The organism is Hyphomicrobium sp., from assembly GCF_020852195.1.
Lineage (GTDB): Bacteria > Pseudomonadota > Alphaproteobacteria > Rhizobiales > Hyphomicrobiaceae > Hyphomicrobium_C.
Genome location: NZ_JADZBI010000011.1, coordinates 1 through 15,494 on the forward strand (window position 1 = coordinate 1; position 15,494 = coordinate 15,494).

A 15,494-nucleotide genomic window follows, 5' to 3' on the forward strand; every position below is an offset into this window, starting at 1 on the left:
ACATGGTGAAGGACGGCGTTCTTCGCGACCACGTGGCCGCCGTATCGTGCGGCCTCTACAAGGGCACGCCCGTGCTCGATCTCGACTATGCCGAGGACTCGGCGGCGGACGCGGATTCGAATTTTGTCATGACCGGCGCCGGCGGCATTGTCGAGGTGCAGGGCACGGCCGAGACGACCGCCTTCAGCCAGGAGAGCTTCGACCAGTTGATGGCGCTGGCGAAAAAGGGCATTGCCGAGCTGGTCGAGCTGCAGAAGCTGACGGTGGCCTGAAGCGGGCAGCGGACACCCATTCCATCTACTGCTGCCTGATGCCCGCTGCCGCTGCCAAAACGAGGAGCAGCCATGCTCACCGGACACCTCGCGCTGACCGTCGCCGCCCTCTTCACCGGCGCGGCGTTCTACATCAACTTCGCCGAGCAGCCGGCCCGTCTCGCGCTCGACGACCGCGCCCTGCTCACCGAATGGAAGCCCGCCTATAAGCGCGGCTTTGCCATGCAGGCTTCGCTCGCGGTGCTGGGCTTCCTGCTCGGGCTGGCCACCTGGTGGACTACGGGCGACTGGCGCTGGCTTGCAGGCGGCCTCGTGCTCCTCGCCAACTGGCCCTACACGCTGCTCGGCATCATGCCGACCAACAACCGGCTGATGGGCGCGTCGGCCGAATCCGCCGGCCCGGAAACACGCGCGCTGATCGAGCGATGGGGCAGCCTCCATGCCGTGCGGACCGCGCTCGGCGCCCTCGGGACGCTGATATTCCTATGGGCCCTGAATTGACCGGATCATCGCACGCGATTCTCGAAACCGTCCTCTACGCCGGTGACCTTGCCGCGGCGGAAGCGTTCTACAATCGCCTGCTCGGCCTCGAGCCCTACGCCAGGAACGAAGGCCGCCACGTGTTCTACAAGCTCGAGAGCCAGATGCTGCTGATCTTCAATCCCGAGGCGACGCGCAAGCCTGCTGGCGGACCTTTGCCCGTGCCGAGCCACGGCGCGGAAGGCGAGGGGCATGTCTGCTTCTCGGCCTCGCCTGTCGGCATCGAAGCCTGGCGCCACCTCCTCGACGACATGGGACTCGCCATCGAGGCCGACTTCGAGTGGCCGGCAGGCGGCCGCTCCATCTACGTGCGCGATCCCGCAGGCAACTCCGTCGAGTTCGCCGAACCGCGCATCTGGGGGTTCTGAGCATGGAAAGAAAGCAGCTCGCCCCCGGCAGCCGGCTCGTCGTCGCCAGCCACAATCCGGGCAAGGTATGGGAAATCAAGGAGCTGATCGTGCCCTACGGCTTCGACGCCGTCTCCGCCGGCAACCTCGACCTCGCCGAGCCCGAGGAGACGGAGCCGACCTTCGAGGGCAACGCGCGCTTGAAGGCGCTGGCGGCGGCGAACGGATCGGGCCTGCCCGCGCTGGCCGACGACTCCGGCCTCGAGATCGATGCCCTCGGCGGCGCGCCCGGAATCTACTCCGCCCGCTGGGCCGGCCCCGGCAAGGACTTCGGCCTCGCCATGCAGCTCGTGCATGATGCGCTGGCCGAGAAGGGCGCCTGGGAGGGCCTGCCGCCGCGCGCGAACTTCATCTCCGTGCTCTGCCTCGCCTGGCCCACCGGCGAGCACCGCCTATTCGAGGGCCGCGTCTACGGCACGTTGCGCTGGCCGCCGCGCGGCGGCAACGGCTTCGGCTACGATCCGATCTTCGTGCCCGACGGTGAGACGCAAACCTTCGGCGAGATGGAGCCTTCAGCCAAATACGCCATCTCCCACCGCACGCGCGCCTTCGAGGCCTTCAAGCGCGACTGCCTGGAGCACGTGAAGCGGGATGGCACCGTTGCCAAGACGGGCCTCGAGGTCGAGGCCCTCGACGCCGCCGCTCGCAACCTCTCGACCCAGGCCGAGCTCGCCCGCTTCATCGAAAGCCTGCGCGACGACCTTTCGCACAACGGCACGGCCTGGAAAGCCAGCGACCTCGCGGCCTTCCTGCGCTCTCTTGAACAGGCGGCCGCCGCGACCGATGTTCCGGACGCGGAGCCACGCTGGCGGACACTCGCACGCCTGCTTTTTGCGGCCAGCCGATGACGAGCCCCACATCCATACGCACGACCGACAACGAGCCAGGTTTCGGCGTCTACGTCCACTGGCCCTTCTGCGCGCAGAAGTGCCCGTACTGCGACTTCAACAGCCACGTGCGCTTCGGCGGCTGGGACGAGCCCCGCTTCCTTGCCGCCTACAAACGCGAGCTCGACCACGTCGCGAGCCTCCTCACCAATCCCCCTCCCCCTCGTGAGGGAGGAGAATCACCGCGCAATAAGGGCTCAACCGCCCCCGTCACCTCCATCTTCTTCGGCGGCGGCACGCCGTCGCTGATGCAGCCCGCAACCGTCGCCGCCATCCTCGACCACATCGCTGCCCTCTGGCCCATCGCACCCGACGCGGAGATCACACTCGAAGCCAACCCCGGCAGCGTCGAGGCACAGCGTTTCGCGGGCTACCGCGCGGCCGGCATCAACCGCGTCTCGATCGGCGTGCAGTCGCTGCGCGACGCCGATTTGAAGCGCCTAGGCCGCATCCATTCCGTCGCCGAGGCGAAGGCCGCCGTCGACATTGCGCACCGTACCTTCGACCGCGTCTCCTTCGACCTCATCTACGCCCGTCCCGGACAGACGCCCGCCGACTGGCGCGCCGAGCTCGACGAGGCCCTCGGCATGGCGAGCGGCCACCTCTCGCTCTATCAGCTCACCATAGAGCCCGGGACGCGCTTCGCCGATCTCTACGCCAAAGGCCGGCTCGTGATCCCGCCGGCCGAGGACGCTCAAGACCTCTACGAGTTGACGCAGGAGCTGACCGTCGCCGCCGGCCTGCGCCAGTACGAGATCTCGAACCACGCGCGCCCCGGCGAGGAGAGCCGGCACAACCTGCTCTACTGGCGCTACGGCACCTACGCCGGCATCGGCCCCGGCGCCCACGGCCGCCTCGCGACACCACGCGCCCATCTCGCGACCGCCACCGAGCTGAGTCCCGAGCACTGGCTCGCGCGCGTCGAGGAACACGGCCACGGCATCGCCGAGACCGAGGTTCTCTCCCCCGAGGCGCGCAGCGACGAGATGCTGCTCATGGGGCTGCGGCTCGACGAGGGCATCGACCTCAACCGGCTGGCCCGCATCGGCGGCTTCGCGCCGAGATCCGAAACCGTGGCACGGCTGATCGCACAGGGCTTCATCGAGCGCATCGACACGCCGCTTGAGCACGCCGATACGGAGCTGGACGAGATCCGCGTCTGCCTCGGACCCGGCCTCGCGCCGTCCGTGCCGGCAACCGCTGCGCCGCTCGGCCGCATCCGCGCCACTCCGTCGGGCCGTTTCCTCCTGAATCGGCTCGTTCTCGAGCTGTCGGCGAGCTTCACCTCCGCAGCCCCCAGCCTTCACCACGCTGCCGCGCCGTGATGGACAATCGCCGCCAGGACCACTAATCACGCCGTTGGCAACGGCGGGGGAGCATCCCAGGACATGATGCGACGGCTGTACGATTGGATGATGGCGCAGGCGCGTTCGTCACGCGCCCCCCATGCGCTCTTCTGGGTGTCCTTCATCGAAAGCTCGTTCTTCCCCATCCCGCCGGACGTAATGCTGGTGCCGATGGTGATCGCGAACCGGCTCAAGGCGTGGTGGTATGCGACGATCGCGACGATCGGCTCCGTCATTGGCGGCGTGTTCGGCTACCTGATCGGCTTCTTCTTCTTCGAGCAGATCGGCCGTCCGATCCTGGAGTTCTACGGCAAGGCCGAGAGCTTCGGCGAGTTCACGAGCTGGTTCAACGAATGGGGCGTCTGGATCCTGATCATCAAAGGCATGACGCCGTTCCCCTACAAAGTCCTCACCATCACCGCCGGCGTCACCCACATGCCGCTGATCGAGTTCATGATCGCAAGCGTCATCGCGCGCGCCATGCGCTTCTACCTCGTCGCCGGCCTGCTCTACTTCTTCGGCGAGCCCATCCGGGAGTTCATCGAGAAGCGCCTGAGCCTCGTGACCACGGTGTTCGTCGTGCTGTTGGTGCTGGGCTTTGTCGCCATTAGGTATGTGTTCTAGACCATGATCGCTTCGGACCCTTTCAGTCCGAAGCGTGAATCATCGGTCTCATCAAAATGCTGGAGCGCGATCTCGATTCCATCAAAACTGATCGCGCGCTAGTCCGGCCGGCGCGAGGAGCGCGGGAGCCATGCTGACATTCGACTTCGACACCCCCGAGCGCAACGCCGCCTATCGCTACGGCGGCTTCGCCCTGTTTCTTGCGGTGGCCGTGATCCTGACCGCGCTCGGCTTCGAGCATCTCGGCGGCTACGCGCCGTGCCCGCTCTGCCTGATGCAGCGCTATGCGTACTATGCCGCGATCCCGCTCCTCTTCATCGCCATGGCGCTCGTCTCCGAGATGCCGCGCCTCGCGGGCTTCATCTTCTTCGCCGTGGCGCTGGCCTTCCTCGCCAACGCCGGGATCGGCGTCTATCACGCCGGCGTCGAGTGGAAATTCTGGCCCGGCCCCGACACCTGCGGCACGGCGCAGGCGCTTCCCGTGTCGCCCGCCGACCTCTTGACCGGCCTTGCCCAGGACCGCGTCGTCCGCTGCGATGAGCCCGCCTGGAGCTTCGCCGGCCTTTCCATGGCGGGCTGGAACGTCGTTGCCTCGCTCGTCGTCTTCACGCTGGCCATCAAGGCAGCCTTCCTGGCGGCCACCGCGCGCACGTGATTGGCCCGCCTTTTCAAGCGCTTTCACTTATCAACAAACGACGCTGGTTGAACAAAAATCGAGCCGGCTGAAGCCCTTGCGCGCGACGCATGTGGCCATGTCGCATCAAGTCAAGATCATATCGCGAGCCCGCCGATTTTGCGCCTTTGCGTGGCCACAGTGTCACGGTTAATTGGTCTCATTCGCGGAACACAAAAGGAACTTCTGTTGTGAGCGTACCGCGGTGGGAGGGAATGTCGGAAGTCAGTGAGTCCGTCGGGCAACAGCCGGCGGCTGTGCCGACCGAAACAGCCATCTCCACCATTGTGACCGAGAAGAAGGAGCGCCCCCGCTCCGAGTCGAGAATTTCAACAGGAGGTCGTTCCGCTGTCCGGAACCCGTTGAGTGAGCGTTGCGTCAGTAGCGTATCGAGTGCCGTTGCGTTGCGTACCCGTATCCCAGAATTGCGTACCAGTGAGTGGCGTAGCGTACCTGCGTACCCCCCTGCATCCCCCAAGGACACGCTTGTCGGCGTGTTCGCAAGAATGAAGCGAGCCGATCGGACAAGGAAGTCCATGCGTATCTCCGAGCGGCTCGCACTCAAGTTCCAGCGTTCAGCGTCTCAAACCGAGCGTAGGCGTGAAGTGGTTAGCGCTCGCCCGCGCAGGTTCGACGCGTGACAGTGTGAGTGAAGTCGATGCCGTACGAAGAGAGTGCGTGGCGTTCGTTGCATGATGTTGTTGGCGTTGTTCTCGAGGCCGCTCGCGGCAGGGAACCAGCTCCCGCGGCGGACAGCACCGGGAAGTAAGACGGGAAGGGTCGAGGCCCGTTTGTCCTGCGTATCTCGGCCATGGAATTCGGAGGCGCACTTTGCCTCCAACGGTAAGGCAAGCATACCGAGCACCTGACGGTCAGTCCAAGTTGGTGCCGCATGAACCGGTCGCGCGTAGCGGTACTGAAGAGCCGGTGTGCTTGCCCCTTGATACTTTGCGTTCAAGTGGAATTGAGGAGCGATCGATGATCCCCCAGCACGTCAATCCGATTGAGTGGCACCAGGCCGTCGGCGTCGCGCGCCAATCCTGCGCGCGCTTCTTCCGCGACGGTGCAACGGCGAAGGACGCCATGCGCGCCTTCGGCGCCGAGGTGGCGACCGCGGACGCCGCCGATTGGGGTAAAGCCGTCGAGGCCATCGCCCAAGTCCTGTGCGCACGACCTGAGAAGCGCGCTGCCTGAGCGCGCTGCCCGCGCTGTTGTTTCGTTAGACCTTCCAATCTTGGCCCCGTCACCGGGGCCTTTTTTTTGGTCTTTGACCTACGCCCCCATACGTCATGGCCGCCTCAAGAGCGGCCATGACGTGGGAAATGAAAGGGCCGGAGGTACTTCGTGCCTAAGGCCGCTACGGCTCGAGCTCGGTATCCCAGTAGAGATAGTCGAGCCAGCTATCGTGCAGGTAGTTGGGCGGAAACAGCCGCCCGTTGCGATGCAGCTCGAATACCGTCGGCCGGTACGGCATCTGATGCGGGCGCATGCCAGCGTCCCACGGCATCGCCCCACCCTTCTTGAGATTGCACGGCGCGCACGCGGTCACGACGTTGTCCCACCGCGTCTGCCCACCCCGCGAGCGCGGAATGAGGTGGTCAAACGTCAGGTCCTCGCGCGAGTTGCAGTACTGGCACGAGAAGCGGTCGCGCAGGAACACGTTGAACCGCGTGAAGGCCGGATAGAGCGCTGGTTTGACGTAAGTTTTGAGCGAGACCACGGACGGCAGCCGCATCTCGAAGCTGGTGCTCCGGACCGTGCGGTCGTACTCGGAGACGATGTTGACGCGATCCAAAAAGACGGCCTTCACCGACTCCTGCCAGCTCCAGAGCGACAATGGATAGTAGCTCAGGGGCCGGAAGTCGGCGTTGAGAACCAGTGCCGGAAACGCTTCCGGCGTGGCAGCATGAGCATTCACGAGCTTGCTTCCAGTCGGTTCGTCGAATCGGGGCGTCACCCCCGCTTTGGCGTGCGGATACTAGCGACGCATGTCAGCTCTGTGAAGCCCACGGCCGCCAGGCAAACTTTTCGCGTCCAATCAGCAGGATGGCTCGCTTTATACGGGGAAAAACGCCGATTGGATGACGGCCCCGCGCCTCAGGTTTCGCGGTGCGCGTAGAACGACCACAGCAGCCGCGCAGCGACCCCGCGCCAGGGCCGCCAGCGCTCGGCGATATCCTCGAGCGCCCGCGCGTCGGGGCGGGCGTCGAGTTCGAAGGCACGCTGCACGGCAACCTGAAGCGCGAGATCGCCGGAGGCGAAGCCGTCCGCATGGCCGAGACAGAAGAGGGCGTAGATGTCGGCCGTCCACGGCCCTATGCCGTTGATGGCGAGCAGCGCCGCGCGCAAGTCGTCGGCCGGAGCGCTCGCGTCGAACGCAAGCCTGCCCGCGACGATGGCCTCGGCCGCCGATCGCAGCGTCCGCACCTTGCCTTGCGAGAGCCCCGCCGCGCGCAGCGCACCGATGTCCTGTGCGAGCAGCGTCTCCGCATCGAAAGGATCGACGACGATCATCGTGCGCTTCCAGATCGCCCCTGCACTGGCCGCCGAAAGCTGCTGGCTGACGACGACCTGCGCCAGTCCGATGAAGCCCGACGCATGCCGGCGCAGCGGCGGGTCGCCGACGACGTCGTGCACGCGCCGCATCACCGGGCAGAGCTTGCGCAACGCGCGGGCGCCCGTCCGGATGTCTGCCTCCGTTTCGATCACGCGCCTGAGCACGCGCTTCGCTTTTTGTGGACGAGCTTCTTTCGGCACGGCTTGGATGCACTCCCCGCTTTTCGTCCCGCATTGCTCAAAGTAGGGTGAGAAGCACGGCTTTGAAATACACCGCGTGGAGGTGATGGGGTGGCGTCATGGGGCACAAAGGGAAAGGAAGCTGGCAGAAAGCAGCATTGATCCTGAGCTTGGCAGCTGGAGCCGCGCTGGTGACAACGGACGCGGACGCAAGACGCGCCAAGCTCACCCAGTGGGAGACGATCCAGAACGAGCGTTACGGGTTCATGATCGCCTACCCGGGCTCGGTCTTCGCACCGAGCGGAGCCGTGCCGATCGAGGACGGCCACGTCCTCGTATCGCGTGACGGCGGCGCCCGCCTTCTCGTCGGCGCCTTCGATAACGAGACGGCCGCGACGCTCATCGAGTACCGCGAGCAGCTTCTGTCCGAGAACTACACCGGCGCCGACCTCGACTATGCGCCGATCAAGAAGCGCTCCTTTGTCATCTCCGGCACCCGCGGCGACATGCATTTCTACGAGCGCGTGAGCTTCACCTGCGGTGGGCGCCTGATCAACAGTTGGGCGCTTCTCTATCCGGTCTCCGAGCGGCGCATCTACGATCCGATCGTCGAGGCCATCGCGCGCACCTACACGCCAGGCGCCGGCCGCAACGGCCAATGCAATTGATGGCCTTCCACAAACCGCAGCCGTTCCCCTCCCCACAAGGGGGAAGGGGATGAGCGCACGCCCTGTCCTGCGTTTCGCGCCGAGCCCGAACGGCGAGCTCCACCTCGGCCATGCGCTCTCCGCGCTCGTGGGCTTTGACATGGCCAAGCGCCTCGGCGGACGCTTCCTCCTGCGCATCGAGGACATCGACACCACGCGCTGCCGCGAGGAGTACGTCACGCAGATCTTCGAGGACCTCGCCTGGCTAGGGATCACGTGGGAGGAGCCGGTTCTGCGCCAGAGCCTGCATTTCACGACCTACAGCGCCGCCTCCGACTGGCTGCTGAAGCTCGGCCTACTCTATCCGTGCTTCGCGACGCGCTCCGAGATCGGCGAGGCGACGGAGACGCGCCCGACCGCGCTCGATCCGGACGGCACCCCCCTCTATCCCGGCCTGCACAAGAACCTGCCGAAGGAGGAGGTGGCCCTGCGCCTCGGCCGCAACGAGCCGTTCGCCCTGCGCCTCGACATGGACCGCGCGCTCGACGCGCTCGAAGGCATCACCGGCGCGCGCCGCGTCACGTTCATCGAGCTCGACGATGAGGACAACCCGCAGCGCATCGAGATGGACCCGGCCGACTGGGGCGACGCCGTCATCGTGCGCAAGGACGTGCCCACGAGCTACCACCTCGCCGTCACTGTCGACGACGCCCGCCAGGGCGTGACGCACGTCACCCGCGGCCGCGATCTCTACGCCGCGACCAGCCTGCATCGCCTGCTGCAGGTTGTGCTCGGCCTGCCCGAGCCGGTCTATCATCACCACCGCCTGCTGCACGGCCCCGACGGACACAAGCTGTCCAAGAGCGCGGGCGACACCGGCCTGCGCGCGCTTCGCGGGCAGGGGGTCACCCCTTTTGAGATCCGGCAGCGCGTGGGGCTTGCGGGCAACGCGCCGGAAGGATCGGCTAGGAATCTTTCGTAAACCATTTTTTCAGATGGTGGACCATCGGGTTGTCACCTAGACTTCACCCTCGGATTCACGCCGTTTCAGGCCCCCAACGTGAAGAAGCCGCGCAAGTCACGGCCGAAAACGAAGCCGCACCGCGCCCCGAAGCCTGGGCCCGCCCCGCGGCGCGTGTACGCGCCGGCCCCGAAGCCGCTTCACCTCAAGGACCTCCGCCGCGCCGCCGGCCGTCGCTTCGCGTCCGCCGTGGCGTCGGGCAGGGAGCACACCGCGCACGCGCTTGCGGAGCTTACACGCCTCGCCCGGTCGGTGACCTCAGTCGAGCTGCGCCCGAGCCTTCGCCGCCTGCGCGCCGAGGCACGCGCCCTCGCACTGCCCTATTCCAACGATGAGCGCGAAGCTCTCGCGCTCCTCTTTCTGCCGTTCCTGCTCGTTGCATCTGCGATCGTCACACACCAGTCCGTGCGCGTGTTGCAGAGCTACCTCACCGCCATTGCCATGCCCGAGCAGGAGATCGTCCCGATCCGGCGCATGACAGGCGACATACCGCCCGCCGCGATCCTTGGTCCAGCCCTCCGCGAGGCGACGTCGACCAGCGCGACACTTGCCGCCGTACACGCCGCACCGAAGGCCCGCGACGTCTCCGGCCCGGGGGCAGCACTTGCCACCGCGCCCGTCGGCCCTGGCGTTGCAGCCGTCGCAACTCCCGGTTTCCGGCTGCCCGAGCCCGAGCCCCACGCCTTGGCCGAAGTCCCGTACGACGCTGCAACCGAGGCACGTGGCGAAACGCAGATCGCGCTCCTCGCACCGGCCGACGGTATCCTCGCCGGCATCCCATCAGCGGCCTCGACCGGTGCGATCGAAACCTTCGATGCCGACGAGAGGGGAAAGCCCATTCGTCCGGGGATCTGCGCGATCGACCAGACGCCGCGCACCCCCGTTCCGTCGACGGTCGCCAGCGATACGGGCACCCTGGGCGGCGACGCCTTCGGCCTGCGCCTGGCCGAGGCCGCCGAAGCCCAGGTCGGCGCCTTCGTCATCTACAACGATGCCTACCGCAGCATCTCCTACCCCATGGGCGACGTGCATCGTCTGTACGGCGTCTGCACCGACGTCGTGGTCCGCGCCTACCGGGCCCTGGGCCTCGACCTGCAGGCCCTCGTGCATGAGGCGCGTGCCGGCACCGGCGACACCAACATCGACCAGCGCCGCACCGAGGTCCTGCGCCGCTTCTTCGCCCGGGAAGGCGAGAGCCTGCCCATCACGACCTTCCCCGAGGACTACCGGCCCGGCGACATCGTCACCTACCACCGGCCGCAGAACACGCGTTCGCGCGCGCACATCGCCATCGTCTCGTCGGTCATTGCGCCGTCTGGCCGGCCGATGATCGTGCACAACCGCGGCTGGGGCCCGCAGCTCGAGGACGCGCTTTTCGTCGACGAGATCACCGGCCATTATCGCTACCTGGGCCCGGCGCCGGACAGATCGAAAAGCGCGGGTTTGGAAATCCATCGCGTTTCCCGTTAACGCGACGTTAGCCATACAATTTCAGAATGAGTTTCATCGTCGTGCGGGATCTAGGACCAACACGAAATAAATGCGCTTGCCTAAAGGTGCGAATAAGCAGAGCTTTTGGAGGCCCACCGAAATGCTGCGAAACCGCCCCGCGCCGCAAATGCGCGGCCACGACTTTCGCGTTGATCCTACAGCGCAACGGAATTGCGAATGCTCGGCTTCCGCCTTAATCCGCCCGGTCCCTTCTGGTTCGAGGACCTGATGTTCTTCGTCATCGACGAGGGCCGCCGCCTGCCGAAGCGCGCCGCGGTCGCCCTGTCCCGGATACGGCGCCTGGCCGACACGGCCGCCCGCAAGGCTGCGGACTTCGATCCGAAGGCGCTGCTCCGCGTGACCCCGACAGCGGCACCCGCGACGGCCATCCAGCGGCACCGCGAGGTGGCCCCTTTAGACGAGTCCGAGACCTGGCTTCTCGCCACCGAGCCGCTGGCCGCGGTCGGCACCGCAACACACGCCGCCGTCGCCTTGCACAACGCCGCGAGCGAGCAGCTCGATGCGCTGACCTACGTTCTGGCCCGCATGCGCGACGACCTGCGCCCGATAATGACCTGCGTCCCCTTCAAGGACGACAACGTCCTGGCGCTCCATGCTGACGCGGAGCTCGAGACTTCCATCGAGGCGCTGCTCGAGCTGTCGCGGAGGAACGCCGCGACGCGCCCCAAGGACCGCATGCGCACCGCCGCCTGATCCCGCGATAGTGCGTGTTTGCGGTTGGCCGAATGGAGCGTGGCCATTTTTCACGTCATGGCCGCCTTAAGGCGGGGCCATGACGCAAGAGAGCCGAGCAAAAAAAAAGCTAACGCGTCGACACGCGTCCGTCCGGCGGCGCCACGGGCTGCGCAGGATCGAGCACGTTGCCTCCGAACGTCTGCAGCTCGAGCACGGCAAGCCCGCGCTCTGAGAGACCGTCCGGCCGGAACCGCAGGCTCCCGTCCACGCCGGTGAAGCCCGTGGGCCGCGTGAGCGCCGCCGCCGTGAACCGCTGGCCGGGCTCCGCGGAGGACAGCGTGATGGCGATGCTGACTGCGTCGTAGGCAAGGCTCGCGAGCCGCGGCGGCCCCTGCCCGAACGAGCGCGAGAAGCGCTGCGCGAAGTCCGCCCAGCCGTGCGGATCCGGCCCCGGATACCACCCGCGCACGAAGGCCGGGCTGCGCCCCGCGCCGGCGAAATCCCAGCCGCCGGTGCCGAGAAGTTGGATGCGGTCGCTGCTGATGCCGGCATAAGTCAGGATCGGATCGATCTGCGGTAGCATCTCGGGTCCCGCCGCGATCAGCAGCGCATCGATGGGCGCTGTCGAATCCGCGGTGAGCTTCACCTCGTCCGCCAGCGCCCGAACCGGCGCCAGCATGGCGTTGGGCTCGAGCGGATACGAGGTGACCGCACCCACGGCACCCCCATGACGCGCAACGGCCTCCCGGAACGCGGGCTCGACCACCTGGCCGTAGCCGTCCGCCGGAACCAGCGCGGCGAAGCGGCGCTTTCCCTTGCCGGCCGCATACGCGACGATCCGCTCGATCTCCTGCTCGGGCAGCACGCTCATCAGATAAACGCCGTCGCCGGCCACGCGCCGGTCGTTGGAGAAGGTGAGAACCGGCACGCCCGAGCGGCGCGCGACGGGCGCCACCGCACTCGCCGCCGCGCCCGTCATCGGCCCCACGATGATCTCAGCGCCCTCGCCGATCGCCTCCTGCGCGGCTTGCGCCGCGCCCTGCGGGCTGCCCTTGTCGTCCTTGACGATGAGCTGCACGAGCGGGTTGTCGAGCTCGAACAGCGCCAGCTCGCCGGCCTGCTTCATACCCTTGGCGGTGATGGTTTGCGGGCCATAGCCCGAGAGCGACAGCAGCATGCCGATGCGCACCGGCTTCTGTGGCTTGCCGTCGGCCAGCGGCGGCGCCTGCTCGCCGAGCGCCGATGTCACCCCGTTGGTCATCCCGCCGAAATTGGTGGCGCAGCCCGCAACCAGACCCGCCGCAGCGACGGCCACGCCAAGGCGCCACGCGCCGCGCGCCCATCGACGAGCACATACGAGGCCCCGCCGAAGACCTGCATCCCTCATGTCTGCGGCCCCTTGCAGCCGGCACAATTGGGTCGTCACGCGGGAAGCACCATGACCATCTCGGATGCGCAAACGTTTCGGTCTTGCGGCGGCCGGTGGCCTCACGCGTTGAACGCCCTGGTTACAGCCTCGGCCCGCGCGGGTGAAGCGAAATGTGTTGCATTCGTTGAAATATGTCCTGGATTTTCCAGCACGAAGGCGGGAAAGAGGAAACCCCACGATCGTTCGCGGTGGGAGCATCACCGCTCTCACCGGGAGCATGAAATTCGGACATCCGCCAACGCGAGCCGCCGATGAGCGATGAGCCTCCCGAGAGCTTCAAGGTAAACGCCTCGGCGACCGTGGGTCGGGTGGCCTTCGAGCTCGAGCGCCAGTTCGGGCTGCCCCTGGCGCCGGGCCTCTACCTCGTCGCCACGCCGATCGGCCACCTGGCCGACATGACGCTGCGCGCCATCGCGATTCTCGCCAACGCCGACGTCGTCTACTGCGAAGACACACGTCATAGCCGCACGCTGCTGGCCCACTACGCGATCAAGGCGACGCTGCGTCCCTATCACGAGCACAACGCCGAGGCCGAGCGCCCGCGCGTCCTGAAAGAGCTCGCTGACGGCCGTGCCGTGGCGCTGATCAGCGACGCCGGCACACCGCTCGTCTCCGATCCCGGCTTCAAGCTCGTGCGCGAGGCGACAGCCCTCGGCCACGCCGTGATCGCCATACCCGGCGCCTCGGCCGTGCTGGCGGCGCTCTCGGTCGCCGGCCTGCCGACGGACGCGTTCTTCTTCGCAGGCTTTCTGCCTGCCAAGGAAGGCGCCCGTAAATCACGTCTGACCGAGCTCGCGACCGTTCCGGCCACGCTGGTCTTCTTCGAGGCACCGACGCGCGCCGCCGCCACGCTTGCCGATCTCGCAGCTGTGCTCGGCAATCGGGAGGCGGCGCTGGCACGCGAGCTGACCAAGCTGCATGAGGACGTGCGCCGCGCGCCCCTCGAAGATCTTGCCCGCGCCTTTGCGAACGACCCGCCCAAAGGCGAGGTCGTGATCGTGGTCGGCCCGCCGGAGGCGGGCGAGGTGAGCGACGAAGCGATCGCCGCGCGCCTTGCCCCGGCACTCGAGAGCATGAGCATCCGCGACGCCTCGCGCGTGGTCGCGGACACGCTGAAGGTCCCGAAGGGCCGGGTCTACGACCTGGCGCTCGGCATGAAGCGCGTCGAACGGAGCTGAGCGCATGCGCCGCCGCATCCCGCCAACGCCGGATCATGCGACGGATGACAGATGGCGAGACGAGCGCCGCGCCCGCGACCGTGCCGGCCGCCGCGCCGAATGGATCGCCGCCCTGGCGCTTCGGCTGCGTGGCTACCGCATCCTCGGTCGGCGGGAAAAAACCCCACTCGGCGAGATCGACCTCATCGCCGTCCGCGGTCGGCGTGTCGCCTTCGTCGAGGTCAAGCGGCGCGCCAGCGAGGAAGCAGCCGAGGCCGCGATTACCGACGCCCAGCGCGCCCGGATTCGCCGCGCCGCACAACTCTGGCTGGCCCGCAACGCCCGCTACCAGACCCATGAGCAGGGCTTCGACGTCATCTTTCTGATCGGACGCCGCTGGCCACGCCACGTCGAGAACGGCCTCTGAGCATCACAATCACCCGGAGCACACGAATATGTGTCATTGCCGGGTCTTCCCGCTCGCATCCGTGATGAATTATACGCTACAGTGTAACATCGTTTTGAAACAAGGCCCGCACGAGGCCGCTCTAGGGAGTACGCCATGAGAACATCGATCGCCGCACTGATGCTGGCCACGGGGGCCCTGGTCGTCGGGGGCGGGGCAGCCTCGGCCGCGAGCCTCGTCTCGGCCAAGAAGCTCGAGCTCAACGTCGACGAGACCAAGACCGAGGAGGAGCGCCGGGCGCTATGGGAGAAGGTCGGCGGCTGGTGCGCCATCAAGGAATGGCACCCGGCCGTGGCCGCCTGCGAGGAGAGCAAGGAGGGCGACGACACATTCCGTACGCTAACCCTGCAGGACGGCGGCAAGATCAGGGAGAGGCTCGTCGACACGGGGGCCACGAGCTATCGCTATGAGATTCTCGAGAGCCCGTTTCCGGTGAAGAACTACGAGGCGCAGTTCTCGGTCACGCCCGACGACGACGACCTTGACGAGATCAACGTCGTCTGGAGCGCCACCTACGACCCAGCCGACGGCAAGGACGCCAAGGACGCCCGCTCGACCATTGACGGTGTCTTCACGGCAGGCATCGACTCCATCAAGGCCAAGTACGGCAAGTCGGACGACGACGACAAGAAATAAGCCGACACCGTAGCGGCAGGCCCGAACAACAAGGGCGCGGTCCGTTCTCGGATCGCGCCCTCTCAACTCGGTGGCGGAAGCCGGTGCTCAGTCGGCTGAAGCCGTCATGGACTTCCCGGCCTTGGCGGCGCGGCGGCGGTCCACCTCTGTTCTGGAGACTTCTCCCGCGGCGACCAGGGCGTTGACGCAGCGCTTCGAGAGGTGCTCGCCGTGCGAGCGCATGCACTGGCGGACGCCGGCGCTGCCGACCGGATGATGGCTGCAGTAGGAATAGTAATCCGCGGCGCAGGCGAGCTTGACGCCGAGGCCGACGGCACTGGCCTGCGTGGTATGCAGACCCATCAGCGCGATGGCGGCGAAAGCGGCGCGGACGGTCGCGGACTTGGCGGCGAGAGTGATCAGGGTCATCGGCGTCATGGCAATCTCCATTGGCCTTGCATGACGCATAAACTACTGGCCATTGCGC

18 protein-coding genes and 1 pseudogene are annotated in these 15,494 nt (G+C 66.8%); 15 read left to right on the forward strand and 4 right to left on the reverse strand.

Annotated features, from left to right (window positions below; translation table 11 throughout):
* From IT540_RS00880 to IT540_RS00915, 8 genes and pseudogenes are all read left to right on the forward strand, one after another.
* Window positions 1-272 (forward strand): annotated as a pseudogene (locus tag IT540_RS00880) (ribonuclease PH); the annotation flags it as partial.
* Window positions 273-344: 72 nt separating this feature from the next.
* Window positions 345-773, forward strand: a complete 429-nt coding sequence (locus IT540_RS00885) for a DUF1772 domain-containing protein (protein WP_291171987.1) — start codon at window positions 345-347, stop codon at window positions 771-773.
* Window positions 758-1,180, forward strand: a complete 423-nt coding sequence (locus IT540_RS00890) for a VOC family protein (protein ID WP_291171990.1) — start codon at window positions 758-760, stop codon at window positions 1,178-1,180. Before IT540_RS00885 ends, IT540_RS00890 begins: the two co-directional genes overlap by 16 nt.
* Before the next feature lie 2 nt (window positions 1,181-1,182).
* Entirely contained in the window at window positions 1,183-2,067 is an 885-nt protein-coding gene (gene rdgB, locus IT540_RS00895) for an RdgB/HAM1 family non-canonical purine NTP pyrophosphatase (RefSeq protein WP_291171992.1), read from the forward strand.
* Window positions 2,064-3,431, forward strand: a complete 1,368-nt coding sequence (hemW, locus tag IT540_RS00900; protein WP_291171995.1) for a radical SAM family heme chaperone HemW — start codon at window positions 2,064-2,066, stop codon at window positions 3,429-3,431. The genes rdgB and hemW overlap by 4 nt, the downstream gene beginning before the upstream one ends.
* A 63-nt stretch (window positions 3,432-3,494) precedes the next feature.
* On the forward strand, window positions 3,495-4,076 hold the full coding sequence (locus tag IT540_RS00905) for a YqaA family protein (protein WP_291171997.1): 582 nt from the start codon (window positions 3,495-3,497) through the stop codon (window positions 4,074-4,076).
* A gap of 130 nt (window positions 4,077-4,206) precedes the next feature.
* Window positions 4,207-4,731 (forward strand): disulfide bond formation protein B, encoded by a 525-nt coding sequence (locus IT540_RS00910; protein WP_291172000.1) that lies wholly within the window; start codon window positions 4,207-4,209, stop codon window positions 4,729-4,731.
* A 996-nt stretch (window positions 4,732-5,727) separates the two neighbouring features.
* Window positions 5,728-5,943 (forward strand): hypothetical protein, encoded by a 216-nt coding sequence (locus tag IT540_RS00915; protein ID WP_291172003.1) that lies wholly within the window; start codon window positions 5,728-5,730, stop codon window positions 5,941-5,943.
* A gap of 163 nt (window positions 5,944-6,106) precedes the next feature.
* On the opposite strand, the gene IT540_RS00920 is transcribed toward IT540_RS00915, so the two are convergent.
* Together IT540_RS00920 and IT540_RS00925 are read right to left on the reverse strand one after the other, a co-directional pair.
* On the reverse strand, window positions 6,107-6,667 hold the full coding sequence (locus IT540_RS00920) for an HNH endonuclease (protein ID WP_291172006.1): 561 nt from the start codon (window positions 6,665-6,667) through the stop codon (window positions 6,107-6,109).
* 179 nt (window positions 6,668-6,846) lie between these two features.
* Entirely contained in the window at window positions 6,847-7,506 is a 660-nt protein-coding gene (locus IT540_RS00925; protein ID WP_291172009.1) for a DNA-3-methyladenine glycosylase 2 family protein, read from the reverse strand.
* Window positions 7,507-7,676: 170 nt separating this feature from the next.
* On the opposite strand from IT540_RS00925, the gene IT540_RS00930 reads away from it, so the two are divergent.
* From IT540_RS00930 to IT540_RS00945, 4 genes are all read left to right on the forward strand, one after another.
* The gene (locus tag IT540_RS00930) at window positions 7,677-8,153 is read left to right on the forward strand and encodes a hypothetical protein (RefSeq protein WP_291172011.1); all 477 of its coding nucleotides are present in this window, start codon (window positions 7,677-7,679) and stop codon (window positions 8,151-8,153) included.
* Window positions 8,154-8,202: 49 nt separating this feature from the next.
* Window positions 8,203-9,114, forward strand: coding sequence for a tRNA glutamyl-Q(34) synthetase GluQRS (gene gluQRS, locus IT540_RS00935; protein ID WP_291172012.1), 912 nt, complete (start codon window positions 8,203-8,205; stop codon window positions 9,112-9,114).
* A 78-nt stretch (window positions 9,115-9,192) separates the two neighbouring features.
* A complete protein-coding gene (locus tag IT540_RS00940) occupies window positions 9,193-10,623 on the forward strand; it encodes a DUF1287 domain-containing protein (RefSeq protein WP_291172015.1) in 1,431 nt (476 codons plus the stop codon).
* Window positions 10,624-10,821: 198 nt separating this feature from the next.
* Entirely contained in the window at window positions 10,822-11,358 is a 537-nt protein-coding gene (locus IT540_RS00945) for a hypothetical protein (protein WP_291172017.1), read from the forward strand.
* Window positions 11,359-11,467: 109 nt separating this feature from the next.
* Here IT540_RS00945 and IT540_RS00950 read toward each other — a convergent pair whose 3' ends face one another.
* Window positions 11,468-12,655: a penicillin-binding protein activator gene (locus IT540_RS00950; protein ID WP_291172019.1), complete on the reverse strand. Its 1,188-nt coding sequence runs from the start codon at window positions 12,653-12,655 to the stop codon at window positions 11,468-11,470.
* 365 nt (window positions 12,656-13,020) lie between these two features.
* Here IT540_RS00950 and rsmI point away from each other — a divergent pair, with 365 nt between their 5' ends.
* The 3 genes from rsmI to IT540_RS00965 all read left to right on the forward strand — a co-directional run bounded on the left by rsmI (window position 13,021) and on the right by IT540_RS00965 (window position 15,028).
* A complete protein-coding gene (gene rsmI / locus IT540_RS00955) occupies window positions 13,021-13,947 on the forward strand; it encodes a 16S rRNA (cytidine(1402)-2'-O)-methyltransferase (RefSeq protein ID WP_291172021.1) in 927 nt (308 codons plus the stop codon).
* A 4-nt stretch (window positions 13,948-13,951) separates the two neighbouring features.
* Window positions 13,952-14,353 (forward strand): YraN family protein, encoded by a 402-nt coding sequence (locus tag IT540_RS00960; RefSeq protein ID WP_291172023.1) that lies wholly within the window; start codon window positions 13,952-13,954, stop codon window positions 14,351-14,353.
* A 135-nt stretch (window positions 14,354-14,488) separates the two neighbouring features.
* The gene (locus tag IT540_RS00965; protein ID WP_291172025.1) at window positions 14,489-15,028 is read left to right on the forward strand and encodes an SRPBCC family protein; all 540 of its coding nucleotides are present in this window, start codon (window positions 14,489-14,491) and stop codon (window positions 15,026-15,028) included.
* A gap of 87 nt (window positions 15,029-15,115) precedes the next feature.
* On the opposite strand, the gene IT540_RS00970 is transcribed toward IT540_RS00965, so the two are convergent.
* Window positions 15,116-15,445 (reverse strand): hypothetical protein, encoded by a 330-nt coding sequence (locus IT540_RS00970; RefSeq protein ID WP_291172027.1) that lies wholly within the window; start codon window positions 15,443-15,445, stop codon window positions 15,116-15,118.
* Window positions 15,446-15,494 lie beyond the last annotated feature (49 nt).